This window comes from Pseudodesulfovibrio alkaliphilus, assembly GCF_009729555.1.
Classification (GTDB): Bacteria; Desulfobacterota; Desulfovibrionia; order Desulfovibrionales; family Desulfovibrionaceae; genus Pseudodesulfovibrio; species Pseudodesulfovibrio alkaliphilus.
The window spans coordinates 115,067-141,142 of record NZ_WODC01000004.1; the positions used below are offsets into that span (position 1 = coordinate 115,067).

Here is a 26,076-nt window from a genome sequence, read left to right on the forward strand (position 1 = left end):
GCCTACTCCTTGACCGTCTCCAGGTCCAGGACCATTTCCACCAAATCCTCGTCGTGGGGGTCCGGCGTGACCACAAAGCCAAACTTGCGGGCCAGCCCCTGCATGGCCTTGTTCTCGAGCATTGTCTGGCCCGTCAGACGGAGGGTGCCCCGGTCGCGGGTATAGCGGATACCCTTGTGGAAGAGCAGGCTGCCCAGGCCCTCGCCCTTCTGATCCGAACGGACCACTATGGCGAATTCGGCCTCGCTGTTGTCCGGCTTGGTGTTGGTACGCATGACGCCCAGGGTCTCGGGATCGCCGCGCAGATCAAGGGCCGTGGCGATGAAGGCCATCTCGCGGTCGTAGTCGATCTGGGTGAAGCGGGCGATGTCCTTGTGGTCGAAGTCGCGCTGGACCACCCCGAAAAAGCGCAGCCGAAGGTCCTCGTCCGTGAGGTTGGCCAGGAAGGCGCGATGGGTGGACTCGTCCTCGGGCCGGATGGGCCGGATGGTGACATGGCGGCCTCCCTTGAGGGTAACGCATTCCTCAAGCTCGCGGGGGTAGGGCCGGATGGCGAGGCGCCGCTCGCCCTCGCCCTCAAAGGGCGCGATGGTGATCTTGCCGCCCAGGGCGAGGACGCCCTCGCTGTCGGCGTACAGGGGGTTGATGTCGATGGACGCGATCTGGGGTACGTCCACGATGAGCTGGGATATCTGGATCAGCGTCAGGGAGAGGTCGTCGATGTCAGCGGGCGGGTGCGACGGCGTACCCCGGAGCAGGGTGGCGATGCGGGTACGGCCGATCAACTCGCGGGCCAGGCTCATGGACAAGGGCGGCAGGGCCAGGGCCGAGTCCTGGATCATCTCACGGGCCATGCCGCCGTGGCCGAAAAGCAGCACCGGGCCGAAGACCGGGTCCACCTCGGCCGAGATGGCCAGCTCGTGGGCACCGGGCCTGCGCCCCATCTTCTGGACCGTGAAGCCCTCGATATAGGCGTCGGGCCGTTCGCGGGTGGCCCTGGCCAGGATGGAGGCCGCCCCTTCCCAGACCCGTTCCGGGGTCTCCAGGTCGAGGAGCACCCCGCCCATGTCAAAGGGCTGGGGAATCTGGGGGCTTCTGAGCTTGATGGCCACCGGATAGCCCAGTTCGTCGGCCGCGATGACCGCCTCCTTGGCCGACTGCGCGATGCGCGTCTCCACCACCGGGATGCCGTAGGCGGCCAGGATGTCCTTGGCCTCGGGCTCGGTCAGTCCCGAACGCCCGGCATCCAGGGCCTTGCGCACGATCTCCCTGGCCCGGCTCGTGTCCGGGAAAAAGTCCGTGGGCAGGGAATCGGGGGTTTCGATGAGCATTTCCTGGTTGCGCTGGTATTCGGCCATGTAGAGGAAGGCGCGCACCGCATGGGTGGGCGTTTCATAGGTGGGCACTCCCGCCCGGCTGAAAATCTCCCGCGACTGCACTGCCGTGCCCGAGCCAAGCCACGCGGTCAGCACCATGCGGTGCGCCCGCTTCAGCGCCTCGCACAGGGCGGTGGCCACATCCAGGTCCGGCACGGCCGTCCAGGGCACGTGCATGACCAGAATGCCGTTGGAGCCCTTGTCCCTGAGCAGCAGTTTGACCACCTCGGCATAGGCCTTGCCGTCAGCGTTGTAGGGGATGCCCACAGGATTTGAACGCGACCAGTTCTCCTCGCCCAGCAGGGCGTCGATGGCGGCCACGGTCTCATCGGCCAACGGAGCCAGCTCGCCACCGCCCGCCAGCAACCTGTCCGCGGCCAGGATGCCCGCGCTGGTGCCGTTGGTCAGGATGGCCAGCTTGCGGCCGTAGACATGACGCAGGGTGCCCAGGGTCTGGGCGGCGTCGAAGAGTCCGTCGATGTTTTCCACCCGCAGCATGCCAGCGCGCCGGAAGGCCACATCGTAGACCGCGTCGCAGAGCCGGTGCGGGCCGTCTTCTCTCCGCCAGTGCTCGTCGTGCACGATATCCAGTGCCTGGCCCGGCCGCACCACCAGCACCGGCTTGTTGCGCGAGGCGGCCCTGGCAGCGGACATGAACTCGCGGGCGTCCTTGAGGGACTCCACATAGAGCATGATGGACCGGGTCTGCGGGTCCGAGGCGAGGTAGTCGAGGATGTCGGCAAAGGAAACATCGATGCGGCTGCCCAGAGCGATCATGTGCGAAAATCCAACGCCCTTGGCCTGGGCCCAGTCCAGGACCGTGGCAAAAAGCGAATCCGACTGGGAGACAAAGGCCACCTTGCCCGGCGCGGCTCCCACATGGGCCAGGGAGGCGTTGAGGTTGAGGGAGGGGACCATGAAGCCAAGCGACTTGGGCCCGAGAATGCGGATGTCCGGCGGGGTGGCGATCTTGAGGATGGTGGCCTTGATATCCTGTCTCTCCTCAAGGCTCATGCCCGAAAACCCCGAGCCCATGAGCACCGCCCCCCGGGTGCCGCCCTGCCGGAGGGAGTGGACGATCTCGGGCACCTCGTCCAGCGGCGAGCAGACCACGGCCAGGTCAGGCACCTTGGGCAGGGCCTTGACCGATGGATAGGTCAGCACCCCCGCAATGGCCTCGGCCGTGTCCGACACGGGCATGACCGGCCCGAGAAACCCGCCGGCCATGAGGTTGCGCATGACGATGTTGCCTGCGTTGCGCGGATCGTTGGTGGCGCCGATGACCGCGACGGAGCGGGGCTTGAAGAGATATTCCAGGTTGATGACGCTCATGGGGCTCCTTGCTTGGATGCAATGCGCTGGGTATGGGCCACGCTACCTTGTTTTGTCCCTGCGGCGCAACCGCCTTGTGCCGCCCTGTCGCCCTAAAGAAATGGCGCAAGACCGCCGATACGACCCATTGAAGAACCCGCTTTCACGCAAAGGAGACAGCCATGGTTATCGAACTCGGCATGATGCAGGGACAGGCACAGTTGTCCGAGGCTCTGGATATCCGCACCGCGCCCACACTGGAAAAGACAGCCGACGAACAGGCCCGGGCCGCCAAGACGCCGGAGCAGCAGGGCGACACCCTGACCCTCTCCCAGGAGGCCCGCGCCCTGGCCGCAACGGTCAAGAGCGAGGAGACGGAATCCGGGAGCGAGGACAGCGAGTCCCCCCAGGAGCAGATCGTCAACAACCTGAAAAAGCAGATCGAGAAGTTGGAGGAGGATATCGACGAGCTCGAAAAGTCGGACCTGCCGGAAAAACAGAAGCAGCAGCAGATTCAGGCCAAGCAGGAGCAGTTGATGCAGCTTAACGACCAGTTGCTCAAGGCGCAGGAGAAACTGCGCGGGGCGGGAGGTCAGGTGTCGGGCGGCACCAGAGCCGAAGTGGTCGGCAACAGCGTGGCCGATTTCTAGCCTTTGCCGGTGCAGCGCATGCCCAGGGCAGGGCTTCATGAAGCGCGGAGGACTGGAGTCCGCCGCGCTTTGTTGCGTCCATTCGCCGGGGCCGGGCCAGGAAAGATTGCCGTTCACCGGGCGGATTCGGACCGTTCACCTAAAAACGGTCACGATTGCCCGCCGGGTCCGATACATGGTAGCGCACAGACGTGACGCCACGGCCAGCGGGCCGCACGGGCCGTCACCTTTCGCCGCAGTTCAACAGGATAGTCAGGAGATGCACATGAGCGAAGAGAAAAAAATCGAGAGCTTGCAGAAGGAAGGACAGATTTTCCACCCCGACCCGGCCATGCAGCCCCGGGCCTGGATCAAGAGCATGGACGACTACCGGGCCGTCCACGAGCGCGCCCTCAACGACCCGGAAAGTTACTGGGGCGAGCGGGCGAAAGAACTGATCACCTGGTTCTCCGATTTCGACACCGTGCTTGAAACAGACTACGACACCCCGCAGTTCAAGTGGTTTTCCGGCGGCAGGACCAACGTCTCGTACAACTGCCTTGACCGCCACCTGACCAACGGCCGCCGCAACAAGGCCGCCATCATCTGGCAGGGCGAACCCGAGGCGGATGTCAAGGTCTACACCTATCAGATGCTCCACACCGAGGTCTGCCGCTTCGCCAACGTGCTCAAGAAGAAAGGCGTCAAGCGCGGGGACCGCGTGGCCCTGTACATGCCCATGATCCCGGAGCTGGCCATCGCCATGCTCGCCTGCACCCGGCTGGGCGCGGTCCATTCCATCGTCTTTGCCGGATTCTCGGCCATTGCCCTGCAATCGCGCATCAAGGACAGCGAGGCCAAGGTGCTGATCACGGCCGACGCCGTGCTGCGGGCCGGCAAGACCATCCCGCTGAAGCCCAATGCGGACGAGGCCCTCAAGGGGTGCCCCAGCGTGGAGCAGTGCATCGTGGTCCGGCGCGGCGGCAACGACATCGCCATGGTCGAGGGCCGCGATTCCTGGTGGCATGACGAGGTCGGCGCGGACGACATCACCGCCCATTGCCCCCATGAGGAGATGGAGGCCGAAGACCCCCTGTTCATCCTCTACACCTCCGGCTCCACGGGCAAGCCCAAGGGAGTGCTGCACACCACCGGAGGCTACCTGACCTACGCGGCCCACACCACCCAGTACGTTTTCGACGTCAAGGACGACGACGTGTACTGGTGTACGGCCGACGTGGGCTGGATCACCGGCCATTCCTACATCGTCTACGGCCCTCTGGCCCTGGGCGCCACCTCGGTCATGTTCGAGGGCGTGCCGAGCTATCCCAAGCCGGACCGCTTCTGGCGCGTGGTGGACAAGTTCAAGGTCAACATCTTTTACACCGCGCCCACGGTCATCCGCGCCCTGATGCGCGAGGGCGACGAGTGGGCCAGGCATTACGACCTCTCCTCCCTGCGTCTGCTCGGCAGCGTGGGCGAGCCCATCAATCCCGAGGCGTGGCTTTGGTATCACTCGATCATCGGCGGCGGCAGGCTGCCCATCGTCGATACTTGGTGGCAGACCGAAACCGGCGGCATCATGATTTCAGCCATGCCCTTTGCCACGCCGCTCAAGCCCGGCTCGGCCACCCTGCCCCTGCCCGGCGTCTCGGCCAGGATCGTGCGCCGCGACGGCACCCCGGCCGAACCCAACGAGGGCGGCCATCTGGTCATCGACAAGCCCTGGCCGGGCATGCTGCGCAACGTCTACGGCGACCCCGAACGCTACAAGACCACCTATTTCGCGGGATTCCCCGGCGCCTATGAAGCCGGCGACGGCGCACGCGTGGATGGCGACGGCTACTTCTGGATCATGGGCCGCCTGGACGACGTGATCAACGTCTCGGGCCACCGCATGGGCACCGCCGAGATCGAATCCGCCCTGGTGGCCCACCCGGACGTGACCGAGGCCGCCGTGGTCGGCATGCCCCACGAGGTCAAGGGGGAGACCATCTACGCCTATGTAACCCTCAAGGCCGGCATCGAACCCTCCGACGAGATCATGAAGGATCTCAAGGTCTGGGTGCGCAAGGAGATCGGCCCCATCGCCACACCCGAGTTCATCCAGTTCGCCGACGGCCTACCCAAGACGCGCTCGGGCAAGATCATGCGCCGCGTGCTGCGCAAGATCGTCGAAGGCTCCAGCGACTTCGGCGACACCTCCACCCTGGCCGATCCGGGCGTGGTCACCGATCTGGTGGAAGGCAACCGCGACCTGCGCCGCTGATTCACCGACGCCACGGCCTGAAAACTCACCGGCCCGCCGTCCCGATGGGGATGGCGGGCCGCTTTCGCCAAGTTTCACCATGGATGCGGGCCACCGAACCGGCACCGCAACTCCGACCACTTCCTCCTGTCGCCAGTGATAACGATAATGGCGTGACTGACCTGGGCAAGAAGAAATCAGGAGATCACAGCCCTATTCCGCCCATCGCGACCGCAGTATTTCCGGTCTCCGTTTGCCCCGGCTATTGCGCCTCCTAAGAAGAAAAGCTAGCCAAACGAGAATTGCGGCTCTTCGCCTTCTCTCCCTTGATCGGCCCACCCCACCGCCAGGAAGACATTCCCTGCCAAATCCGGTACACCCCGTTCATGGGCATGCTTTTCAAGATCATCGTCATCCTCGGGCTCATCTTCCTGATCGCCGGGCTGTTCACCAAGGGCAAGGCCGAGCGGGCCGCCCGGCGCAACCGGACCACCAACATCCTGCTGGCGGTGCTCATCGCCATGCTCGCCGTCTCCACCCTGATGGGCTTCCTCAACCGCTAGGCCAACCGACCATGACCCGGCCGCCCCATCCGCACATACCCTGGTCAGGCGGCCAGGGTGTAAGGCCCCTCCGGGTGCTCGGCATCAACCCGTGGATCACGGATTTCGCGGCCTTCAACCTGTGGTCGCGGCCGGTGGGGCTGCTGGCCTGCCTGTCCATGCTCCGTAGCGCAGGCGCGGCCGTGGCCCTGATGGACTGCCTGGACCCCACCTGGGACGGGGTGGCCTGGCCGCGGCCCGGCCGATACGGCACCGGGCACTATCCCAAGACCGAAATCGAGCCGCCCCCTGCCCTGGCCTTCACCGGCCGCCGATACAGCCGCTACGGCCTGGACCGGGACATGGTGCGCCAGGGGCTGGCCCGGCTTGATCCGCCGCCGGACGCCGTTCTGGTCTCGTCGGTCATGACCTACTGGTATCCGGGTGCCCTCGACGCCCTGGAGATGGCCGCCGGGCTGTGGCCTGACGCGACGCGCATCCTGGGCGGCCCCTACCCGACCCTGTGCGCGCAACACGCCGCCCGCCACGCCAGGGCGGACCTGCTGGTACACGGAGCGCTGGAAAGACCCGAAAACTGGACGAGACTGTGGCGCACCCTGGGCCGCGAGGTCCCGCCCTTGCCCGATGGGGCAGGGCTGCGTCTTGCCCTGGACCTTTACCCCGCGCCGGAGTTTGCCCCGGTGCTCGGCTCACGCGGCTGCCCCTTTGCCTGTGATTATTGCGCCAGCCGGGCACTGCACCCCGGCTTCATCCAGTCCGACCCCGGCCCGGTTCTGGCTTCCATGGAGGTCGAGCAGATGCGCGGGGTGCGCGACTTCGCCTTCTATGACGACGCCCTGTTGGTGGCCCCGCAACGCTGGCTGTGGCCCGTGCTCGACGCCGTGGCCACCCGGTGGCCCGAGGTGCGTCTGCACACGCCCAACGCCATGCACGTGCGCAGCCTCACGGCCGACACCTGCCGCCGTCTCAAGGCCGGTGGCCTGACCACCGTGCGCCTGGGGCTCGAAACCACGGACTTCGACCACCGCCACGACATCAAGCTGACCCGGCGCGAATGGGAGACCGGAGCCGCCAACCTCGTCAGCGCTGGCTTCGAGCTGGCCGACATCGGCGTGTACATCCTCTTTGGCTTGCCCGGCCAGGATCTGGCCCAAGTGGAACAGGCCGTGCGCCATGTGCACGATTTCGGCTTCCGGCCCCATCTGGCCCACTACACGCCCATCCCGGGCAGCCCCATGTTCAATGCTGCGTGTCTGGCCAGCCCCTATCCCATCGCCGAGGAGCCGTTGTTTCAAAACAACTCCATCTGGCCCTGCGTTCCCGGCGGTTTTGCCTGGGACAAAGCCGCCCGATGGAAGGCCCTGCTCCGGGGATGACCAACACCCGCGCCGCGACACCCCTGATCCGGCGGCACGGCCAACCCCGCCTGGGATGGCTGCTCAATCGCTGCCGGAGCAATTGGATTTAGATTAATTCTAGACTCTTCCCTGTCGGGTATGCTACTGGCACAGGCACGGAAGGACCAACGCAAGAGGGCGAATCAAATGATGAATGCTAAAAAAAACGGGATGATGCTCGCTGTCTGTCTGGCGGCAGCCCTGACCCTTGGCGGCTGCGCTCGGCAGCATATCGTTTCCTCGCCTCCGGCCGAACGGCCAACGGCGCGGGCCACGCCTCTGCCCGCCGAGCAGACGCCCGAGCCGTCGGCCACCAAGGGGCCGGAAGATGAGCGGCGCGAAAACGAAGGGGTCTATGTGGTGGATGCACCCGTCGCAGAGCAGGCCGGACGGAGCGTGGCCGAAAGCGAGCTGGGCGAGGAGCCTCTGCCCGCCGAGGCGGCGCCAGCCACGGCGGCGACTGGCCCGGTTGCGGCCGACGAAGCCTTCGACGCCCCGGCCGCAGCCCACGCCCCTCTTACCCACGAGACGCACCCCGGCGCCACGGCCGCGGCCCTGCCCGAGGTTGTCGAGGGCGGGAGCTTCTTTGTGCAGGTGGGCGCGTTCTCAGACCTTGAAAACGCGAACAGAGCCCTCGCACGCCTCATTGCCGACGGGTACAAGGGCTCCAGGCTGGACGCCACCGGAGACGGGTTGATCCGCGTCCAGGCCGGGGCCTTTGGCGACCACGGCTCTGCCGAGGCGGCCCTTGACCGGCTCCAAGCGGAATACCCCAAGGGGTTCGTGCTTAAGACGGATTAAGTTCCGAGCGGAACTTGCGGGACAGCCGGAACACGACCACCTTGCGCGGCGGCAGGGTGATGGTCTGGCTTGTCTGGGGATTGCGCCCCTTGCGCGCCCGCTTGTCGTAGGCCTCGAACTTGCCGAACCCGCTGATGAGCAGCGCGTGGTCCTTTTTGACCGCGCTTTTCATGATGTCGAGAATGGTTTCGACCAGATCCTTGATCTCGGCGCGGTTGCTTTCCGTGCGCTCATAGATGTAGTCAACGATGCCGGCCTTGGTGAGGGTACTCATTGGGTCGCCTCCGAAAAAAGGGTTTCAAAGCTTATTTCAGCAGGCCCGCGATGGTCTTCGCCAGGCCGCTCATCTCGTCGGGAGTCTTGTATCCCGACTGGGGCCACAAGGTCAGGCCATCGCCGGAATGCCTCGGAATGAGATGAAAATGCGCGTGGTGGACCAGTTGGCCCGCCGCTTCAAAATTGTTCTGCATCAGGTTGAGGCCGTCGGCGGCCGTGGCCTCCATCACCGCCCGACCCACCCTGGAGAGGGCGTCGGCCAGATCCGTCCCCAGCTCGGCCGGAATATCCATAAGCGTGGGGTAGTGCCCTTTGGGCACGACCAGAACATGGCCCGGATGCACGGGAGCGATGTCCAGAAAGGCAAGGATATGCTCCGTCTCAAAGACCCTGGCGCAGGGAATGGCCCCCTCCACGATCTTGCAGAAAATACAATCCTTGTCCCTTGGCCGCATCGCTCCCCTCTCGAATAAATGACCAGATTCGCCCGAAAAAGGGGCGTTATCCCGGCCTTGCGCCCGGCCTCCAGACCGGGCGCCGCCAAGGACGTAACCATTCCTAGCAGTATTACTAACCGCGAAACTCATTTAAATCAAGTCGGTTGACCTGATTTTCTCGAATAATCCACAAAGCACCCCGCCGACGAAGTCTAGATATCTTCTTGAAAATCGGCCGGTTGCCCGAAAACAGCACGGCTTTTGCCCCCATCCACGCGATCAATGCAAAGAAAACCGGCTAGTTGCCCTCCGGCGCATACTCGGGGACAAGGCGCTTGAGAATGGTCCTGATGGCCTCGCCGTCGTGGGCCTCGGCCGCCCGGCACAAGGCGTCCAGCTCGCTGTCCAGGTCCTTGGCCCGGACCGTGTCGGCCGACCCCACCACCAGGATCTTGTCGTGCTCGGTACGCACGATGCCCTCGCCCTCGGTGATCAGCTCCTCAAAGAGCTTCTCCCCCTCGCGCAGTCCGGTAAAGACGATCTCCACATCCACGTCCGGTTCCTTGCCCGAGAGGCGGATGAGGTCGCGGGCCATGTCCGCGATGCGTACGGGCACCCCCATGTCCAGGACAAAGACCTCGCCGCCGGTCCCTGCCTCGCCCATGCTGCCCGCCTGGAGAATGAGCTGCGTGGCCTCGGAGATGCTCATGAAGTAGCGGGTCACATCCGGGTGGGTCACGGTGACAGGCCCCCCCGAAGCGATCTGACGCCGGAACAGGGGCACCACCGAGCCGCTGGAGCCGACCACGTTGCCGAAACGCACAGCCATGAACCGGGTGGGCCCGCCGCTTAGGGCCTGCATCAGCAGCTCGGTCACGCGCTTGCTCGCGCCCATGACGTTGGTGGGCCGCACCGCCTTGTCCGTGGACACCACCACGAACCGCTCCACCCCGGCCCTCACGGCCGCCTGCATGACCGTGCGCGATCCTTCAATGTTGTTGCGAACGGCCTGCCACGGGTTGCGCTCCAGCATGGGGACATGCTTGTAGGCCGCAGCGTGGAAAACCGCTGAAGGCCGATGCTCCCGGAAAGTGCGTTCCATGAGCGGCGCATCGGCCACCGAGCCGAGTATGGTGGTGCAGCGGTCAAAGCCCAGGGCGTGGCGCAGCTCCATCTCGATTTCATACAGATTGTATTCGGAGGCATCCACCAGCACGAGACGGCCTGGCCGGTAGCGAACGATCTGGCGGCACAGCTCCGACCCGATGGAGCCCCCGCACCCGGTGATCAGCACGGTCTGATCGCAGAGATACTGCCTGATGCCGGCCGTGTCGAGGCTCACGGGGGAACGGCCCAAAAGGTCGAGATAGTCGATGTCGCGCAGCGTATTGACGGCCACCTTGCCGTCGATGATCTCGGCCATGGCGGGCAGGGTCTTGTAGGGAAGCCCCGTGGCCTTGCATGTTTCCACCATGCGCCGCATCTCCTCGGCCGTGGCCTCGGACACGGCCAGAAAAATCTCGTCCACCCCGAAGCGCTCGGCCACCTCGCCCAGGCTGGCCACCGGGCCGAGCACCGGCCTGCCGTGAATGGTCCGGCCCCTGAGGGCCGGGTCGTCATCCAAAAACCCGATGAGGTTGTGCTGGCCCTGGCTGGTGGTCAGCTCGCGCCCGATCTTCTCGGCCGCGTCCTTGGCCCCGACCACGAGCACGTCCTTGCGGCCCGGTGCGGAACGGGCCAGGGAGAGAGTGCGGGCGTAGAAGGCGCGGATCAAAAGCCGAAGCCCGCTGCACAGAACCAGGGTCAGCACCCAGTCGATGACAAAGATGGAGCGAGGCACTCCGACAAAGGAGAAGCGAAAGACCACAAAGGAGACCAGGATGAGGCTTTGCAGCGCCGTGACCCGCAAGAGCCGCCAGTAGTCGTCAAGGCTGGTGTACCGCCACATGCCCCGATACAGGCCGAAAAAAAGGAACAGCGCCACCTTGAAGGCGATCACGTACTTGAGCAGCCCCTGGTACTGGACCGCGAAAAAGTGCGGCACCTCGAAATCGAAGCGGAAAAGATAGGCCGCATACAGGGCCACGGCAAAGATGACCATGTCCGCCAGGAGCATGGCATAAAAGTTCAGGTTGCGGAAATTGGGCAGGCCAAGCTTCATGGGGTGCCCCTCCCGCCCCGAGGGGACGTGGCCGTCATGGCCGCGACTCTCCGGGCCACGCGATCCAGCTCCGCCTCGCTCATGGCCGTGCCCGAGGGCAGGCAAAGGCCGCGGCGGAAAAGCCCCTCGCTCACCGCACCGCCGGAGCAAGGCACGTCCCTGAACACGGGCTGCATGTGCATGGGCTTCCAGACCGGCCGGGACTCGATGTTCTCCGCCTCCAGGGCGAGGCGAACGTCCTCGGGGCCGGCCCCGAACTCCGCCTCGTCAAGGAGGATCACGGTCAGCCAGCGGTTTCCCAGGCCGTAGGCGGCCTCGGGCATGAAGGAAACCCCCGGCAGCCGACCGAGCGAGTCGACATACCAGTCGAAGATGGCCCTGCGCCGGGCCACGCGCTCGGCAAGCACGTCGAGCTGCCCCAGGCCGATGGCCGCGGCCACGTTGCTCATGCGGTAGTTGTAACCGATGGTGGAATGCTGATAGTGGGGGGCAGGATCGCGGGCCTGCTGGGAAAGCCTGCGGGCCTCGTCTATGAGCGCCTTGTCGTCGCTGGCCAGGAGCCCTCCCCCGCCTGTGGTGATGATCTTGTTGCCGTTGAAGGAATACACGGCCGCATCCCCGCCGCGTCCGGCGTGGCGATCCTTGTAGGCCGCGCCCACGGCCTCGGCCGCATCGACGAGCAGGGGGATTCCACGCGGATGGCACACGGCCAGCAGGGCGTCGTAGTCCGAACACTGGCCGTAAAGGTCGGTGGGGATCACCGCGCCCACCCGGCGGCCGTCGGCCTCGACTTGGTCCACGGCCTCGGCCAGCAGGGCCGGGTCCATGGTCCAGGTGGCCGCGTCGCAATCCACGAAGTGCAGGTCCGCGCCCAGGAACGTGGCCGGAGTGACCGAGCCGATGAAGGTCAGGGTGGAGGCGATGACCACATCGCCCGGGCCGACACCGAGCTGGCGCAGCCCCAGGTGGATGGCCGCTGTGCCGCTGGAAAGCCCCAGACAGTGGGCAAACCCGGTCAGCCGCGAAAACTCCGCCTCGAACTCGGCCAGCTGTGGTCCCAGGGGCGCAATGAAATTGGACTCGAAAGCCCGGTGGACGAAATCCAGTTCCGCGCCGCCCATGTGCGGGGGGGAAAGATAGAGTCTGTCGCTGGTCGGCATGGCTTCCTGCTATGTTCTCTCGCGGGCCGGAACGCCGACCACGGACCTGCCCGAAGGCACGTCGCGGACAACCGCCGCGCCCGCGCCCACCACGGCCCACTCGCCGATGGTCACACCCGGAATGGCACATGCGCCGATGCCCACAAAGGCACCCCGGCCCACACTCACGCCCCCGGCCAGGTTCACTCCGGGCGCGATGTGGGCGTGGTCCCCGATGCGGCAGTGATGATCCACGGTGCAGCCGGTATTGAGAATGACGTTTCGGCCTATGCTGCATCCCGGATTGACTACCACGCCGGCGCAGACCACGCAGCCAGCGCCGATGACCGCGTCCCGTGCGATGACGGCAGATGGGTGGATGGCCGAAGCCAGAACCTCGCCCTCGTCGGCCAGACTGTCGGCCACGGCCATGCGCGTCCGGTTGTCGCCAATGGCCACCACCACCGCATCATGCGGTACAGTGCCCAGGGACGCTATCCCGCCGTGCAGGGGAAGACCCGACTGGGCCACGGACCCGGAACCGGCATCCTTCTCCACGTGTCCCAGGGGGGCCATCCCTTCGGCGCAGGCCAGGATGTCGGCCACCACCAGGGCGTGGCCGCCGTTGCCCACTATCAGTACCCTCACAGGCAACACCCTGCCGCAAAGAGCGAGACGCTCCGGCGGATATTCTTGATTATCAAAGAGGTACCCATCCCCGTCATCTACCCCTTTGTGATTTTTACTGTCAACCACTGTGCGCCGATACGGACGGCCATGGCCGCCTTGACGCGGCTCGCCCGGGCGGGCTATCCCCTTTGCCAGCACGGCTTCGTGTCGCACGGGCACGAACGGGCTGCCACCCCAAGGAGACGACAATGACCAAGACAGCGATACTCTTTCCCGGACAGGGTTCCCAGGAGCAGGGCATGGGCCGCGACGTGGCCGAGGACGCGGCCGAGGCCATGGACCTGTGGATTCTTGCCGAAAAGGAATCCGGCCTGCCCCTGCGCGACATCTACTGGGACGGCGCCAGCGGCGACATGGCCGACACCCGCGCCCTGCAACCCGCCCTGACCGTGACCAACCTCACCCTGTGGCTGGCCGTGCGTGACCGGCTCGCTCCGGCGGCTGCCGCCGGGCACAGCCTGGGCGAATTCGCGGCCCTGGCCGCCAGCGGCGCACTGGACGGCCGCGACGCCATCCGGGCCGTGTGCCTGCGCGGCAGGCTCATGGCCGAGGCAGGAGGCGAGGGCCAGGGCATGGCCGCAGTGGTCAAACTCGATCAGGCCACGGTGGAGGGCATCGTGAAACAGGCCGTGGCCGGGGCCGGCGGGCAATTGCGCATCGCCAACTACAATTCGCCTGCCCAGTTCGTCATCAGCGGAGAGGGCGAGGCCCTGGCAAGGGCTTCGGCCCTGGTCAAGGAGGCCAAGGGCCGGGCCATCGCCCTGGCCGTGTCCGGCGCATTCCACAGCCCCCTGATCCGCGAGGCGGCCGACGAGTTTGCCGCCTTCCTGGCCGGGCTCAACTGGAAGGCCCCGGCCTTCCCGGTCTACCACAATGCCACGGCACTGCCCGAACCGGACCCCTCGGGCATCCTGCCGGTCATGCAGCGCCAGATGACCTCGTCGGTCCTCTGGGTCCAGACCCTTCAGGCCCTGTGGCTGGCCGGGGTACGCCACTTCGTGGAGATCGGGCCCAGGAACGTCCTGACCAAGCTCCTCGCGCCCAACCTCGCCGATCTTGCAGGAGACGGCGAGTGGACAGCGGCCAACGCGGGCAGCCTGGATCAGGCCAGAGCCCTGTGAGCCCGCAAGGCGCGACCATGACCGCCCGCCACGGCATCATCGGCTGGCCCCTGGGTCACACCCTGAGCCCGGCCCTGCACAACTGGGGATTCGCCAGCCTGGGCCTGGACGCCGACTATCAGGCGTGGCCCACCCGGCCCGACGAGCTTGCCGGATTCATCGACCGGGTTCGCGAACAGTCCATCCGGGGCGTGAGCGTGACCATCCCCCACAAGCGGACGGTCATGCCGCTGCTCGACCGGCTGACCCGGCGCGCCCAGGCCGTGGGCGCGGTCAACACCCTGTTCTGGTGCGACGGTCTGCTCTGGGGCGAGAACACGGACGTGACCGGCCTGGCCGCCCCTCTCAGAGCCCTGGAAAAGCTGCCGGACACGGCCCTGGTCCTGGGCGCGGGCGGCGCAGCGCGGGCGGCAGTGGCGGCCCTGGCCGAACTGGGCATGCCTGAAATCCTGGTGGCCAACCGCACCCCGGAAAAGGCCCACGAACTCGCCCGCGACCTGTCGGCACGGGCCGTGCCCTGGGAAACGCGGATGGATCAGGGCGCTGGGCTCGTCTGCAACACCACGCCCCTGGGCATGAGCGGCGAACTGCTCGACGCCACCCCGTGGGACGCCCTCCGCTTCACCCCCGGCATGATCGTCTACGACATCGTCTACAACCCCCTGCGCACCCGGCTCCTGCGCGAGGCCGAGGCCGCCGGATGCGTCACGGTGTCGGGCCTGGAGATGTTCCTGCATCAGGGGCTGGCCCAATTCCGCCTATGGACCGGACGCGAGCCTGACGAGGCCGGGGCCAGGGCGCTGCTCCTCAATCGGCTCGCAAGGCCCAACCGTTGATTCGCCGAGCCTTTTCCGGTAGGTTCGCCGTTCACGACATCAGGAAAAAGGGGAAGAACCATGCGCAAGATATCACTTCTTTTCGGAGCTCTGCTCCTGGCCTGCCTGCTGGTCCTGCCCTGCGGCGCCCAGGCCCAGGGAGGCCCCAACCCGGTGGTTATCTTCGAGACGACCCTGGGCCGGTTCATCGTCATGCTCTATCCGGGCGAGGCCCCGGCAACGGTGGAAAACTTCATGCGCTACGTGGACGAGGGGTTTTATGACGGCACCCTGTTTCACAGGGTGGTCACGGACAAGGACTTCCGGCAGAAGAGCCTAGCCGGGGGCAACCCCATCCCCTACAACATCATCCAAGGCGGCGGCTTCGAGATGGGCATGCGCTTGAAGCAGACGCATCCGCCCATCCCCAACGAGTCGTCCAGGGCCATGTCCAACAAGCAGGGCACCATCGCCATGGCTCGCGGAACAGCCCCGGACTCGGCCACGGCCCAGTTCTTCATCAACGTCAAGGACAACCCGGCCTTTGACTACAGGGACCAGAAGGACCCTCGGGATGAGACCAAGATCATCAGCCATCCGGGCTATACCGCGTTCGGCAAGGTGATCCGGGGCTGGGATGTGGTGGAGGCCATCAGCCGGGTGGAGACATCCAGAATGGGCCAGCACGAAAACGTGCCGGTCAAGCCGGTGTTCATCATCAAGGCGTACAGGCCGCAATAGGAGACCTCGGGGTCAGGCTTCGCGGCTTCGGATCAAACCCACGGGCCGGGAGCGTTTTCGGACGCTTCCGGCCTTTTTCGCTGCTACAGGGGGCAGGCGTCCTCGGCGCACTGCACGAACAGGTGCCGCACGGAGCGCAGCTCCTCCACCACGTTGGCACAGACCCGATCCACGATCTCGGCCGTCAGGCCCAGGCGCTGGATGACCGCCACGGACGGGACGTAGTTGAGGCCGTCCACGCCAAGTCCCACCCCGATCATCTTGGCCAGGGCGTTGCCGATGTGGACCAGATCGAGAACCGTGTCGATCTCCGGGGCCTTGTCGGGCCGCAGATGGTGGCGGACAGGGCCGGTAATTTCAGGGGGCAGCCCCCAGGATTCAAGCAGGATGCCACCCACTTCGGCGTGGTTGATGCCCAGCACGGCGTCTTCGGCCTGATCAAAACTCAGTCCCTCCTCCATGGCCAGATCCAGGATGGCCTTGGCATTGACCTGGACGTACACGCCCAGCAAAATCTTGCCTACACCGGAAAGCAATCCGGCAGTGAAGGTGTGATCCGGCGCATCCAGGCCGAGCGCCTTCCCCAGCTCCCTTGCGGCCATGGCCACTGTCACCGAGTGTTGCAGGTGCATGCTCGGGGCCAGATCATACCCGTCGATGCGGTGGACAAAGGAGGGGGCGACTCCGGTGGAGAGAATGAACTGAAGCACCTCCAGAGTCCCCAGGCGGCTTATGGCCTCGCCTGCGGTGCGCATGGGCTTGCCCCCGCCGAAAAAGGAGGCATTGACGATCTTGAGCAGGTTGGCGGTCAGACCGGGATCGTGCTCAATGATCCTGGCCAGCTCCGACATCTCGGCGGCCGGATCGCCGAGCAGGGCCGCCGCCTTGCCCGCGCAGGACGGGATGGCCACGACCCGGGACACGGTCTCGAGAATCTCTTGGCGTCTGATCATAGGTCTTTCTCCTCCCCCAGCGATCGGACCACAACGCGGCCGGTGTCGAGGTGCAAGAACATGGTTCGCGGAACAACGCCGCCCACATCCGAAGCCGCCAGGGTCACGGAGTTGCGCTCAAGCAATCTGCCCAGGGCCTCGAAGTTGCGCTCTCCGGTGTTGAAAAGATTGTCGCCGCGCATGTTGGCCCCGCCTGCTGCCTTGAAAACCAGACGCCGCTTCTCGGCTCCCCGGTCCATGAGCCTTCTGACCATCATGGCCACCCCGGTGTTGACGAACATGAAGGGATTGGCACGCGCCTTTTCCCTGGCCGCCCCGGCGTGGGGCAGCAGACAGTGGACCATGCCGCCCACCCCCGCCTTGGGGTCGTGGGCCGTGACCCCGAGGCAGGACCCGAGGGAATAGGTGACGATGACATCCTCCGACGCGCTTGAAAGCTTCATGTCGGATATGGTGACGATATGCAGGGTCATGGGCGGTCCGGGTGCGCAGGCGCGGCGTTGCCTACCGGATGGAGTCGTCGAACTGCATCTGGTAGAGGCGGTTGTAGAGCGGGCAGGAGGAGAGCAGATCCCTGTGGGAGCCTGTGGCGACCACCCTGCCGTGTTCCATGACCACGATGAGATCGGCCGTGAATATGGTGGAGAGGCGGTGGGCAATGACCAGGGAAGTGCGGCCGCGCATGAGGTTCTCCAGAGCGTCCTGGACCACGCGCTCGGACTCGGTGTCCAGGGCGCTGGTGGCCTCGTCGAGGATGAGCAGGGAGGGGTCCTTCATGATGGCCCTGGCAATGGTCAGCCGCTGTTTCTGGCCGCCCGAGATCTTTACGCCGCCCTCGCCCACCATCGTGTCATACCCGTGGGGCAGCTCCATGATGAAGTCGTGGGCATAGGCGCTGCGGGCGGCCCGCTCCACCTCCGCCTGATCGTACTCCTCGCGGCCGTAGGCGATGTTTTCGCGCACCGACAGGTTGAAGAGAAAGGTGTCCTGGGAGACCAGCCCAAGGCCCATGCGCAGACTGCTCAAGGTGTACTCGCTCACGGGAACGCCGTTGAGCAGGATGCGTCCCTGCTGCGGGTCGTAGAAACGGGGAATGAGGTTGACCAGCGTGGTCTTGCCCGAGCCGCTGGGGCCGACGATGGCCACCCGTTGCCCGGCCCTGATGGTCAGGGACACGCCGCCAAGGGCCGGAGTCGATCCGCCGGGATAGGTGAAGCGGACATCCTCCAGGCGCAGCTCCCGGAACGGGCCCTCAAAGACTGTTTTGCCCTCGTCCTCCACCGTGATTTCCGGGGAGTCGAAGATGTCGAAGACGCGCTCGGCGCCAGCCAGACCGGCCTGAATCTGGTGGTTGGACATGTTGATCTTCTTGACCGGCTCGTACAGCTGGACCAGACAGACCAGAAAGGCGGTCAGTTCGCCCGGGGTGATGACCCCGTCGATGACCCGGCTGCCCCCGATCCACAGCACCGCTGCACCGGCCCCGGCAGCCACGAAGTCCATGACCCTCGACGAACTCTCGTTGTAAAAGATCTGGCGGATGATGATCCGGCTCAGTTTCTCGTTTTCCGCCTTGAAGCGCAGCCCTTCGCGCACTTCGTTGGCAAAGGCCTTGATCACCTTGATGCCCGAGAAGCCCTCCTCAAGGGTGACGTTGATCCCGGAAAGCTCGGCCTGGATCTTGCGGCCGTACTTGCGCACCTTCCTGCCGAAAAAGACGATGGGGTACAGGGCGACGGGCATGACCACCAGGCTCCAGAAGGCGAGGGACGCATCCAGATAGATGACCGTGCCGATCAAGCCGAGCAGGGTGAATATCTGGCGCACGAACATGATGATGCTCGGCAGACTCTGACGCACGGCCACCACATCGTTGATTATCCGGCTCATGAGCATCCCCACCTCGCTTTCGGCGAAGAAGGAAATGGGCAGCCGCACTATCTTGGCGTAGAGGTCGCGGCGCATGTCCTTGAGCACCAGGATGCCGGTGGCGTTCATGATGTAGGTCTGGGTGAACTGGAACACGCCCTTGAGCACGATGAGCACCACCAGCCCGACGATGCACAGCTTGAGTGTGCCGAGATCCCTGGCCACCAGGACATCGTCGGTGATGTACTTGGTCAGCCAGGCCAGGGCCGGAGCGATGGGCGCGTACAGGAGCATGGCAACCACGGCAAGGAGCACCCGCCCCTTGTAGGGCGCGAAGTAGCCCAGGCTGCGTTTGAGCAGGTAGGCGTTGCCAAGATAATGCAGGTTTTCGGAACGGGCCAAGGCGTCTCCTCGTCACGGTTGGGACGGCGCTCCCCAGCGATGCGCCGTCACGCCCTCTGTATATGGTTGCCGCCCGCGAGTAAAGCGCGGGCTCGGCCGGAAAAACCTTGCCTCCGGAACGTTTTCCACCCAATCTCAGGGTATGGAAACCATGCCTCATCTCTCCGGCCAAAACACGGCGGTTGCCGTGCTGGCCGACATTCACGGCAATGCCGACGCCCTGCGGGCCGTGCTGGCGGACGCCGCCCGGCGCGGTGCGACCCGGTTCATCAACCTGGGCGACTCCTTCTATGGCCCGCTGGAACCGGCCGCCACCTGGCAACTGCTGCGCGACACGCCCATGGACACCGTGCTCGGCAACCAGGACCGCGTCCTGCTCGACCCGGCGTCGCCCATGGCAGGGCTGCCCGGCTTCCGGGCTGCCCGCGAGGGGCTGGGCCTTGAGGGGCTCCAATGGCTGGCCGGGCTTCCGGCCACCCGCACCGTGGACGGGGCGCTCTTCCTGTGCCACGGCACCCCGAAAAGCGATACCGCCTACCTGCTCGAAGACGTGACCTCGGGTCGTCCGCAGCCCCGCCCCTGCGAGGCGGTCGAGGAGGATCTGGCCGAAGTGCCGACAGGGTGCCCCGTGGTTCTGGCCGGGCACAGCCATTTTCCCGGCGTTGCCGTCTGCGGCCGGTTCACGGTGGTCAATCCCGGCAGCGTGGGCCTGCCCGCCTACGCCGACGACACTCCGCCCCACGCCATGGCCGCGGGCTCACCCCACGCCAGATACGCCCTGCTCACCCCGCCCTCCCGGCCGAACGCCCCCTTGAGCGCGCCGTGGACCGTGGAACTGATGGCCGTGGACTACGACTGGGACCGGGCCGCCCGGCTGGCCGAAGCCAACGGCCGACCGGACTGGGCCCGGTGGCTGGCCACCGGCCAGCCCTGATCCCCGCTCCGGCAAAGCGGAGGCGCCGCAGCAACAACAACACGATACGCGCCGAAATCACTGACAGTTTGCCAGCCATTGACTTCTCCGGCCAGGACAACCTCCCACAGCCCCTTTGGCCGGGACAAAGATTCGACAGGGAAACCGCATTATTCTCTGGACTTTTTTTAGATTATTCTGAACACTACGGAAACGCTGTGGCATCTCAACGCCCACGAAGCGCCTTATGGCGGCGCGTGTGGTTCTTCCTGCGGAAATCATCTGGAGAACGATGCGGCTCAAAACTATGGAATTGCAGGCAAAAAAATATCTTCCCCTTTGCCTTTCCGCGTTACTGGCGCTGGCAATGCTGCTGGCGTGTCCCGATCTCGGCGCAGCCTCCACGGCTCAGGCCCACTTCAACAAGGGCCATGCCGCGTTCCATGCGCTGATCAAGGACTCCAAGCGCGTCAAATTCCGGGCCAACTGGGAGAACGTCGAGCGCCACTTCAGCAACTGCCTGCGGGCAGACCCGGACGGTGCCTACGCGCCCAAAGCCCTCTACTACATCGGACGAGTCCACGAAGAGCTTGGGGTCCAAAGCGGCCGCAAATCCGATTTCCGCAAGGCCATCGACTACTTCGGGCGGGTCGTGGCCCGCTATCCCCGCCACGGCTGGGCCGACGACTGCCTCTTCCGCAGGGCCGAGATCCAGGCCCGGCGGCTGGGCGAGACCGAGGCGGCGCGCCTTGATCTGGCCCGCATCCTGGTGGAATACCCACGGGCAGACATGTACTCGCGGGCCGATGCCGCCCTGCGCAAGCTCGGCGGCTATGACGCGGCCGTGGCCAAGGTCTCGGGCAAGGCGGTCAGGCAATCCCTGGACGAAGTGGCCAAGCGGGTGGCAGAAAGCCCCAAACCCGCCCCGCAGGAGACCGTTGCCGACGAAACCGGCGAACGGCGCGTGGTGCCCAGGGACCCCTCCGGCCTCGCCCATCTGGACATGGTCCGCTACCGCTCGAGCGACGAGTACACCCGCGTGGTGCTGGAGCTGGACAGCCGCGTCACCTACCGCTACCAGGTTCTTGAGCCCAACCACGAGGTGGGGCGGCCCCACCGCCTCTATGTGGACCTCATCAACTCCCGTCTCGGTCACGACGTGACCGCGTCCACCTCGGTCTCGGACGGCATCCTGCGCTCCATCCGCACCGGCCAGTACAACAAGGACACCACCCGGGTGGTCCTCGACTTCCTGTCCATGCAGGAATACAAAATTTTCCCCCTGGACAACCCATTCCGCATCGTCATCGACGTGTATTCGCCCGACCAGGAGGTGGCCCAGGCCCAGGCCGAGGCACGGGCGGCGCGGGCCGCCCAGAAGGCCGGACATGCGGAGGCCCAGTCCAAGCAGATCACCTACCGCGCACCCGGAGGCGGCAAGCAGTCCGTGGGCGACCTGCTGGAGCAGCTGGGCCTGACGGTCAAGACCATCATGATCGACCCCGGCCACGGCGGCAAGGACCCCGGCGCAGTGGCCAACGGGCTGCGGGAGAAGGACATCAACCTCCGCTTCTCCACCATCCTGGGCAAAAAACTGGCTGAAAAAGGCTTTGCCGTACACTACACGCGCACCACGGATGTCTTCCTCCCCCTTGAGCAGCGCACGGCCATGGCCAACGTCAAAAAGGCCGACCTTTTCCTCTCCATCCACTGCAACGCCAACCACAGCACCCGGGTCAGCGGCCTGGAAACCTACAGCCTCAACCTGGCCAAAACCAACGACGCAGTACGCATCGCGGCCCGGGAAAACGCTGTGGACCCGCGAGCCATCTCGGACCTCCAGTTTATCCTGACCGACCTGATGGTCAACTCCAAGATCAAGGAAAGCCGCGATCTGGCCACCGACGTGCAGAACAACACCCTGGCCCATGTGCGGCGCAAGTGGCAGATACAGAACAACGGTGTGCGCGAGGCCCCCTTCTACGTACTCATGGGGGCCAAGATGCCCTCGATCCTCATCGAGCTTGGCTACATCACCAACCCCACCGAGGCCAAAAGGCTCAAGACCGACGCGTATCTGGAATATCTGGCGCGGGGGATCGTGGACGGTGTGCTCGCCTACAAGGGCAAGATCGAACGCTACGCCGAGCGCTGATCCCGGCCTCCTCCGGGCTCAGAGCAGCACGAATCCCGCGGAGTCCGCATAGCGGATCGCCCTTTGAGGCAATCCCAAGGCGGCGTATTCACCCCGCAGCTCGCCACCATGGCCGAACAGCTCCCCCTGATACCGCCGGGGCACGTTAAGCCGCATCGGCCTTTGGCCAAGGCGTTTCGCCGCATCCTCCACCAGCCCCAGCAGCGCCAGCCCGCGCACCGACTGCCCCAGGGCAGGATGCCACGGCCCGGCCAGGATATCCCGCTCCAACGCCCCCTCCGGGGCCAGTCCCACCCTGACGACCCGCACCCCTGCGGCCCAGAGGACGGGCAGGGCGGCGGCCAGCTCCCGGCGGGTCCGCTCCAGGGTCCAGGGCGCGTAGCGGCCACACTCCCACGCCGATGCCAGCCCGGTTCCCCGGATCACGAGGCAGGGATAGAGCCGGGCAATTTCCGGTGCCAGACCGGCAACGATCCCGGCGTCGCGGCGAAACACACCGGGCCGATCGCCGGGCAGACCCGGGAGCAGCTGGATACCCAGCGCCAGCCCGGCCTCGCGCACGGCCCGGCACCCCTGCCGGGCGGTCTCGCCGCCATAGCCCCGGCCCGAGGCCGCCAGGGCCTGATCATCAAAGGACTGGACGCCCAGCTCGACCATGTCCAGCCCAAGAGAGCGCAGCCGCGCCAGACTGGCCGGGTCCGCGCAGTCGGGTCGGGTGGAGCAGCGTACGCGGCTGATCAGCCCGGCGTCCCGAAAGCGTGCGGCCAGGGCCAGGAAGGTTTCGGGCCACGGCGCGGGCAGGGCGGTAAAGGTGCCGCCGTAAAAGGCCAGCTCATAGGGGCCGTGCCCGGCGGCCAGGGCGGATTCGAGATCGCGGACCAGACTGTCGCGGGCCTCGCGCAGGGTGGCAGCGTCGCGGCCGGTCTGCCTATCCTGAGCGCAGAACAGACAGCGATAGGGGCACCCGGCAAAGGGCAGGAACACGGGCCAGACGCGCCCTGTCCGGGGCAGCGGCTCGGGGTGGAGGAACTCGATCTGCCGGGACACGGCCGCCCTACCTGTTCATCCAGTTCCAGGCATGGCCGATGGTTTCGCGGATGTCCGTGAACTTCGGCTCCCAGCCCAGGGCCTTGCCCGCCAGGGCGCGATCGGCCACCAGCCGGGGCGGGTCGCCGGGACGACGCCGACCGTATATGGGATCTATGGGCAGGCCGGTCACGGCTTGGGCGGCCTCGATGATCTCGCGTACCGAGTTGCCTGTGCCGGTGCCGAGATTCACGGCCAGGGACGGGTTGTCGGCCAGATGGTCCAGGGCCAGGATGTGGGCATCGGCCAGATCGCAGACATGGATGTAGTCGCGGATGCAGGTGCCGTCGGGGGTGTCGTAATCGGTGCCGAACACGGTCACAGGCCGGTCCGGCTGCCTCGCGGCCCGCAGCACCAGGGGGATGAGGTGGGATTCGGGGTCGTGGCTCTCGCCGGTCTCGCCGTCCGGGTCGGCCCCGGCGGCGTTGAAGTAGCGCAGGGCGCAGTGGCGGATTCCGTGGGCGCGGCCAAAATCCTCAAGCATCCGCTCGACCATGAACTTGGACCAGCCGTATGGGCTGACCGGGCACTGGGGATGGTTCTCGGTAATGGGCACCTGCCTGGGCTCGCCGTAAACCGCGGCCGTGGACGAAAACACGATGCGTTCGCAGCCGTGGTCGCGCATGGCTTCGAGCACGGCCAGGGCCCCGGCCGCGTTGTTGCGGTAGAAGGCCCCGGGGTTGCGCACCGACTCGCCCACCTCGATGAAGGCCGCGAAATGGATGACTCCCTCGGGCCGATAGGTGTCGAACACCGTATCGAGCAGGACACGGTCCGCAATGTCGCCGCGCACCAGTGGCCCCCACTTGACGGCCCGCTCATGGCCGTTTGACAGGTCGTCGAGGGCAACGGGCATGTAGCCGCGCAGGGCCAGTTCCTTGCAGGTGTGGGAGCCGATGTATCCGGCCCCGCCAGTGACGAGGATGGTCTTGGTCATGGGTTTTCCTGTTCGACGAAAGGTGGCTTGATCCTCGCGACCGGAAGACCGCAGCCGATCTTCGCCGCCCTGACTGTGCATGATGGAAGACCTCCTGTCCAGCTGCGACATGCCCAGACGAAACCAGAGTTCTGCCCATTGACCGTTTCATTCCTGGAGGATCGACGCGCCGGGCCCGCCACCCTGGTTCGAAGTTTGCATAAAATACTCGCTGTCAACGATTCGCCGACATTCCCGCTTCGTGCAACATTTTTTTGGTGAACAAATTATGCCACAGCCCTTAAGCTTTTTGGCTTTTTCCCCGAATAATTGTATACTCGGAGAGCGCTGGCAAACCTCGCGCACCATACCCAGACTCCTAAGGGCCACCGCACCAACCAGCACTTTTTCCGGCACATCGTGACCCTGTAACGGTCTAGGATTTTCTGGACACAGCTTTAAAATTCTCAAAGAATGCTAAACTTGCCACTATTAAGGCGGGTTTTAACCCTCCCAAGCTGAGACAAAAAGGTGTATCGCCATGAAAGTATTAGTCTGCAAGCAATCCACTTCATTTATCGAGCCATGTTGCGCACAGCCAACAAACATCAAACCATCATTATATGTTTTTTCAAGCGATGTATGGGCTATATATGCCTTGTTGCGAAAGCATTCCATACAGTCCGATTATGTTGAGCTCGAGCCGCTTCATGAGAGTGATGATTTCTCTATATTTGAAAGCTATAGTCATATTATCTACTTCACTCCTTTCCCAAGAACGGTTGACCAATTACAATACATGCGTTCAATTACCGAGAAGGCGAAAAAGCATGCCAATGTTGTCGTTATTGCACGGGACATGGGCTTTGGTTGCGCCATGCTGTCGCAAGGACATATTGCCTGCGATGTGCTCGTGACCGCATTTGATACTTCCGCCGCTGTCTCCGCACTGATGGAAGAGGGATTTTTCGCCAAGAAAAATGATAGCCCTCAGCGACTGCTGGGTAACGAAGACATCCGAACCTTCGACTTTACGCACGAAGCGGCGAGCTTTCTGGATGTGCTCGAAGATGTCGAGAGGTATGACTACCGAAGTCTGCCAGCCATGGAAAAGCAGCGTTCCCTGTCCGCGGGTTCAGGTTGCTCCCATGGCTGCACCTACTGCTTGAGCAGGTGCACCCCTTGGAGGGTTGTCAAGCCCGCCCAGTTGGCAAAGGAGATTGCATATTGGGACTCTATGCCGCTTTACCTTTTTCATAACGAACTCTTCCACAAACGCGATTGGCTGGAAGAATTTATTCACGAAATGTCACATTTTCAGCCCAATAAAAGGATGCTCTCATTAGGTCGGATCGATTCGATGTATCGTTGCATTGATTTGCTTCCCGATTTGGCCAATCTTGGGCTCAAGTCGTATTCAATTGGCCTTGAAAGCGCAAATGAAAAAATATTGAAGTCAATGAAGAAAAGCAAGAATGAGATTTGGAAGCTCAATAAGCTTTTCGAGGAAGCAGACAGGCTTGGGATTGAGCTGAACTGTAATATTCTTTTAGGCATGCCTGATGAAGACAATACGTCCATGCTTGAAACATTTGAATTTGTAAAGAACTATAAAAAAACACTCAACATCACCTTGCTGATGCCGCTTCCAACTACACCTGTCTATGAAGAGTTGTTGCAACTCGGCATTCTAGGAGCAGAGAGCATGGATGTGTATCGTTTTGTATCCACATTCCAAAACATAAATGATAACGTCCCGCACGTTAGAACAAAGCACCTCTCTTGTGACGAAGTCATGGAATGGCACAGAATGTTCATGAAAGTTCGTAACAGCTATGCTCCAAAATTTCAAAAACTCAATGCGTAAATCAAAGAGTAACTATATTTCAGGTTCGTCCAGCTCAATCGTTCTTTTGAAAAATGAAAGAACATGGCGTCCAACCTATGATAACAACCTGCGAATGTTGTTTATCAACTAAAGCAAGTGGTTAAAAAGCATATGGGTTAGTCATTTTTTAAAGTCATCCGGGACGGCAAAACCGCGGGCAACCTGGGTTCATCTTCAGAAAAGCCGCCT

Annotated in this window: 22 protein-coding genes; 11 read left to right on the plus strand and 11 right to left on the minus strand. The window is 64.2% G+C overall.

What is annotated here, in order from left to right; genetic code table 11:
* Nucleotides 1-2: 2 nt before the first annotated feature.
* Nucleotides 3-2,708 (minus strand): bifunctional acetate--CoA ligase family protein/GNAT family N-acetyltransferase, encoded by a 2,706-nt coding sequence (locus GKC30_RS07650; RefSeq protein ID WP_155933710.1) that lies wholly within the window; start codon nucleotides 2,706-2,708, stop codon nucleotides 3-5.
* Nucleotides 2,709-2,869: 161 nt separating this feature from the next.
* On the opposite strand from GKC30_RS07650, the gene GKC30_RS07655 reads away from it, so the two are divergent.
* From GKC30_RS07655 to GKC30_RS07670, 5 genes are all read left to right on the plus strand, one after another.
* Nucleotides 2,870-3,337: a hypothetical protein gene (locus GKC30_RS07655; protein WP_155933712.1), complete on the plus strand. Its 468-nt coding sequence runs from the start codon at nucleotides 2,870-2,872 to the stop codon at nucleotides 3,335-3,337.
* A 265-nt stretch (nucleotides 3,338-3,602) separates the two neighbouring features.
* Complete coding sequence (acs, locus tag GKC30_RS07660) at nucleotides 3,603-5,585, plus strand: acetate--CoA ligase (protein ID WP_155933714.1); 1,983 nt, start codon at nucleotides 3,603-3,605, stop codon at nucleotides 5,583-5,585.
* A gap of 365 nt (nucleotides 5,586-5,950) precedes the next feature.
* On the plus strand, nucleotides 5,951-6,127 hold the full coding sequence (locus GKC30_RS14895) for a hypothetical protein (protein WP_196772836.1): 177 nt from the start codon (nucleotides 5,951-5,953) through the stop codon (nucleotides 6,125-6,127).
* Between the two features lie 11 nt (nucleotides 6,128-6,138).
* Nucleotides 6,139-7,503 carry a B12-binding domain-containing radical SAM protein gene (locus GKC30_RS07665; RefSeq protein ID WP_155933716.1) on the plus strand — a complete coding sequence of 455 codons (1,365 nt, stop codon included), beginning with the start codon at nucleotides 6,139-6,141 and terminating at the stop codon, nucleotides 7,501-7,503.
* Between the two features lie 168 nt (nucleotides 7,504-7,671).
* A complete protein-coding gene (locus GKC30_RS07670; RefSeq protein WP_196772837.1) occupies nucleotides 7,672-8,325 on the plus strand; it encodes an SPOR domain-containing protein in 654 nt (217 codons plus the stop codon).
* Here GKC30_RS07670 and GKC30_RS07675 read toward each other — a convergent pair.
* The 5 genes from GKC30_RS07675 to GKC30_RS07695 form a co-directional block, all read right to left on the minus strand.
* Nucleotides 8,312-8,599, minus strand: coding sequence for an integration host factor subunit alpha (locus tag GKC30_RS07675; protein ID WP_155933720.1), 288 nt, complete (start codon nucleotides 8,597-8,599; stop codon nucleotides 8,312-8,314). The two genes, GKC30_RS07670 and GKC30_RS07675, sit on opposite strands and share 14 nt — an antisense overlap.
* Nucleotides 8,600-8,630: 31 nt before the next feature.
* Complete coding sequence (locus GKC30_RS07680; protein WP_155933722.1) at nucleotides 8,631-9,056, minus strand: HIT family protein; 426 nt, start codon at nucleotides 9,054-9,056, stop codon at nucleotides 8,631-8,633.
* Between the two features lie 280 nt (nucleotides 9,057-9,336).
* Nucleotides 9,337-11,199, minus strand: coding sequence for a polysaccharide biosynthesis protein (locus GKC30_RS07685; protein ID WP_155933724.1), 1,863 nt, complete (start codon nucleotides 11,197-11,199; stop codon nucleotides 9,337-9,339).
* The gene (locus GKC30_RS07690) at nucleotides 11,196-12,359 is read right to left on the minus strand and encodes a DegT/DnrJ/EryC1/StrS family aminotransferase (protein WP_155933726.1); all 1,164 of its coding nucleotides are present in this window, start codon (nucleotides 12,357-12,359) and stop codon (nucleotides 11,196-11,198) included. The genes GKC30_RS07685 and GKC30_RS07690 overlap by 4 nt, the downstream gene beginning before the upstream one ends.
* A gap of 9 nt (nucleotides 12,360-12,368) precedes the next feature.
* Entirely contained in the window at nucleotides 12,369-12,986 is a 618-nt protein-coding gene (locus GKC30_RS07695) for a NeuD/PglB/VioB family sugar acetyltransferase (RefSeq protein WP_367614030.1), read from the minus strand.
* Nucleotides 12,987-13,216: 230 nt separating this feature from the next.
* On the opposite strand from GKC30_RS07695, the gene GKC30_RS07700 reads away from it, so the two are divergent.
* Genes GKC30_RS07700 through GKC30_RS07710 form a run of 3 tightly spaced genes read left to right on the plus strand, consistent with a single transcriptional unit; the run spans nucleotide 13,217 to nucleotide 15,705 of the window.
* Complete coding sequence (locus GKC30_RS07700) at nucleotides 13,217-14,149, plus strand: ACP S-malonyltransferase (protein WP_155933730.1); 933 nt, start codon at nucleotides 13,217-13,219, stop codon at nucleotides 14,147-14,149.
* 17 nt (nucleotides 14,150-14,166) lie between these two features.
* A complete protein-coding gene (gene aroE, locus GKC30_RS07705; protein ID WP_155933732.1) occupies nucleotides 14,167-14,985 on the plus strand; it encodes a shikimate dehydrogenase in 819 nt (272 codons plus the stop codon).
* A gap of 60 nt (nucleotides 14,986-15,045) precedes the next feature.
* Complete coding sequence (locus GKC30_RS07710) at nucleotides 15,046-15,705, plus strand: peptidylprolyl isomerase (protein WP_155933735.1); 660 nt, start codon at nucleotides 15,046-15,048, stop codon at nucleotides 15,703-15,705.
* Nucleotides 15,706-15,788: 83 nt separating this feature from the next.
* Here GKC30_RS07710 and GKC30_RS07715 read toward each other — a convergent pair whose 3' ends face one another.
* Genes GKC30_RS07715 through GKC30_RS07725 form a run of 3 tightly spaced genes read right to left on the minus strand, consistent with a single transcriptional unit; the run spans nucleotide 15,789 to nucleotide 18,929 of the window.
* Nucleotides 15,789-16,658: an HDOD domain-containing protein gene (locus GKC30_RS07715; protein ID WP_155933737.1), complete on the minus strand. Its 870-nt coding sequence runs from the start codon at nucleotides 16,656-16,658 to the stop codon at nucleotides 15,789-15,791.
* On the minus strand, nucleotides 16,655-17,131 hold the full coding sequence (locus GKC30_RS07720) for a chemotaxis protein CheD (protein ID WP_155933739.1): 477 nt from the start codon (nucleotides 17,129-17,131) through the stop codon (nucleotides 16,655-16,657). The genes GKC30_RS07715 and GKC30_RS07720 overlap by 4 nt, the downstream gene beginning before the upstream one ends.
* 31 nt (nucleotides 17,132-17,162) lie before the next feature.
* A complete protein-coding gene (locus GKC30_RS07725) occupies nucleotides 17,163-18,929 on the minus strand; it encodes an ABC transporter ATP-binding protein (RefSeq protein WP_155933741.1) in 1,767 nt (588 codons plus the stop codon).
* Between the two features lie 142 nt (nucleotides 18,930-19,071).
* Here GKC30_RS07725 and GKC30_RS07730 point away from each other — a divergent pair, with 142 nt between their 5' ends.
* Together GKC30_RS07730 and GKC30_RS07735 are read left to right on the plus strand one after the other, a co-directional pair.
* Entirely contained in the window at nucleotides 19,072-19,863 is a 792-nt protein-coding gene (locus tag GKC30_RS07730) for a metallophosphoesterase family protein (RefSeq protein WP_155933743.1), read from the plus strand.
* A gap of 271 nt (nucleotides 19,864-20,134) precedes the next feature.
* A complete protein-coding gene (locus GKC30_RS07735) occupies nucleotides 20,135-21,997 on the plus strand; it encodes an N-acetylmuramoyl-L-alanine amidase (RefSeq protein ID WP_231117082.1) in 1,863 nt (620 codons plus the stop codon).
* An 18-nt stretch (nucleotides 21,998-22,015) separates the two neighbouring features.
* Here the strand turns inward: GKC30_RS07735 and GKC30_RS07740 are convergent, their stop codons facing one another.
* Together GKC30_RS07740 and galE are read right to left on the minus strand one after the other, a co-directional pair.
* Nucleotides 22,016-23,044 (minus strand): elongator complex protein 3, encoded by a 1,029-nt coding sequence (locus tag GKC30_RS07740; RefSeq protein ID WP_367614031.1) that lies wholly within the window; start codon nucleotides 23,042-23,044, stop codon nucleotides 22,016-22,018.
* A gap of 7 nt (nucleotides 23,045-23,051) precedes the next feature.
* Entirely contained in the window at nucleotides 23,052-24,020 is a 969-nt protein-coding gene (galE, locus tag GKC30_RS07745) for a UDP-glucose 4-epimerase GalE (protein ID WP_155933745.1), read from the minus strand.
* Nucleotides 24,021-24,540: 520 nt separating this feature from the next.
* Here galE and GKC30_RS07750 point away from each other — a divergent pair.
* A complete protein-coding gene (locus tag GKC30_RS07750; RefSeq protein ID WP_155933747.1) occupies nucleotides 24,541-25,866 on the plus strand; it encodes a B12-binding domain-containing radical SAM protein in 1,326 nt (441 codons plus the stop codon).
* The last annotated feature ends 210 nt before the right edge of the window (nucleotides 25,867-26,076 follow it).

What these genes read in the sequence shown, in the direction of transcription:
- GKC30_RS07665 (WP_155933716.1), top strand. Translation starts at nt 6,139, where the DNA reads ATGACCCGGCCGCCCCATCCGCACATACCCTGGTCAGGCGGCCAGGGT.
- acs (WP_155933714.1), top strand. Translation starts at nt 3,603, where the DNA reads ATGAGCGAAGAGAAAAAAATCGAGAGCTTGCAGAAGGAAGGACAGATT.
- GKC30_RS07655 (WP_155933712.1), top strand. Translation starts at nt 2,870, where the DNA reads ATGGTTATCGAACTCGGCATGATGCAGGGACAGGCACAGTTGTCCGAG.
- GKC30_RS07675 (WP_155933720.1), bottom strand. Translation starts at nt 8,599, where the DNA reads ATGAGTACCCTCACCAAGGCCGGCATCGTTGACTACATCTATGAGCGC.
- GKC30_RS07750 (WP_155933747.1), top strand. Translation starts at nt 24,541, where the DNA reads ATGAAAGTATTAGTCTGCAAGCAATCCACTTCATTTATCGAGCCATGT.
- GKC30_RS14895 (WP_196772836.1), top strand. Translation starts at nt 5,951, where the DNA reads ATGGGCATGCTTTTCAAGATCATCGTCATCCTCGGGCTCATCTTCCTG.
- GKC30_RS07700 (WP_155933730.1), top strand. Translation starts at nt 13,217, where the DNA reads ATGACCAAGACAGCGATACTCTTTCCCGGACAGGGTTCCCAGGAGCAG.
- aroE (WP_155933732.1), top strand. Translation starts at nt 14,167, where the DNA reads ATGACCGCCCGCCACGGCATCATCGGCTGGCCCCTGGGTCACACCCTG.
- galE (WP_155933745.1), bottom strand. Translation starts at nt 24,020, where the DNA reads ATGACCAAGACCATCCTCGTCACTGGCGGGGCCGGATACATCGGCTCC.
- GKC30_RS07730 (WP_155933743.1), top strand. Translation starts at nt 19,072, where the DNA reads ATGGAAACCATGCCTCATCTCTCCGGCCAAAACACGGCGGTTGCCGTG.
- GKC30_RS07680 (WP_155933722.1), bottom strand. Translation starts at nt 9,056, where the DNA reads ATGCGGCCAAGGGACAAGGATTGTATTTTCTGCAAGATCGTGGAGGGG.
- GKC30_RS07690 (WP_155933726.1), bottom strand. Translation starts at nt 12,359, where the DNA reads ATGCCGACCAGCGACAGACTCTATCTTTCCCCCCCGCACATGGGCGGC.
- GKC30_RS07685 (WP_155933724.1), bottom strand. Translation starts at nt 11,199, where the DNA reads ATGAAGCTTGGCCTGCCCAATTTCCGCAACCTGAACTTTTATGCCATG.
- GKC30_RS07650 (WP_155933710.1), bottom strand. Translation starts at nt 2,708, where the DNA reads ATGAGCGTCATCAACCTGGAATATCTCTTCAAGCCCCGCTCCGTCGCG.
- GKC30_RS07720 (WP_155933739.1), bottom strand. Translation starts at nt 17,131, where the DNA reads ATGACCCTGCATATCGTCACCATATCCGACATGAAGCTTTCAAGCGCG.
- GKC30_RS07670 (WP_196772837.1), top strand. Translation starts at nt 7,672, where the DNA reads ATGATGAATGCTAAAAAAAACGGGATGATGCTCGCTGTCTGTCTGGCG.
- GKC30_RS07710 (WP_155933735.1), top strand. Translation starts at nt 15,046, where the DNA reads ATGCGCAAGATATCACTTCTTTTCGGAGCTCTGCTCCTGGCCTGCCTG.
- GKC30_RS07735 (WP_231117082.1), top strand. Translation starts at nt 20,135, where the DNA reads ATGCGGCTCAAAACTATGGAATTGCAGGCAAAAAAATATCTTCCCCTT.
- GKC30_RS07715 (WP_155933737.1), bottom strand. Translation starts at nt 16,658, where the DNA reads ATGATCAGACGCCAAGAGATTCTCGAGACCGTGTCCCGGGTCGTGGCC.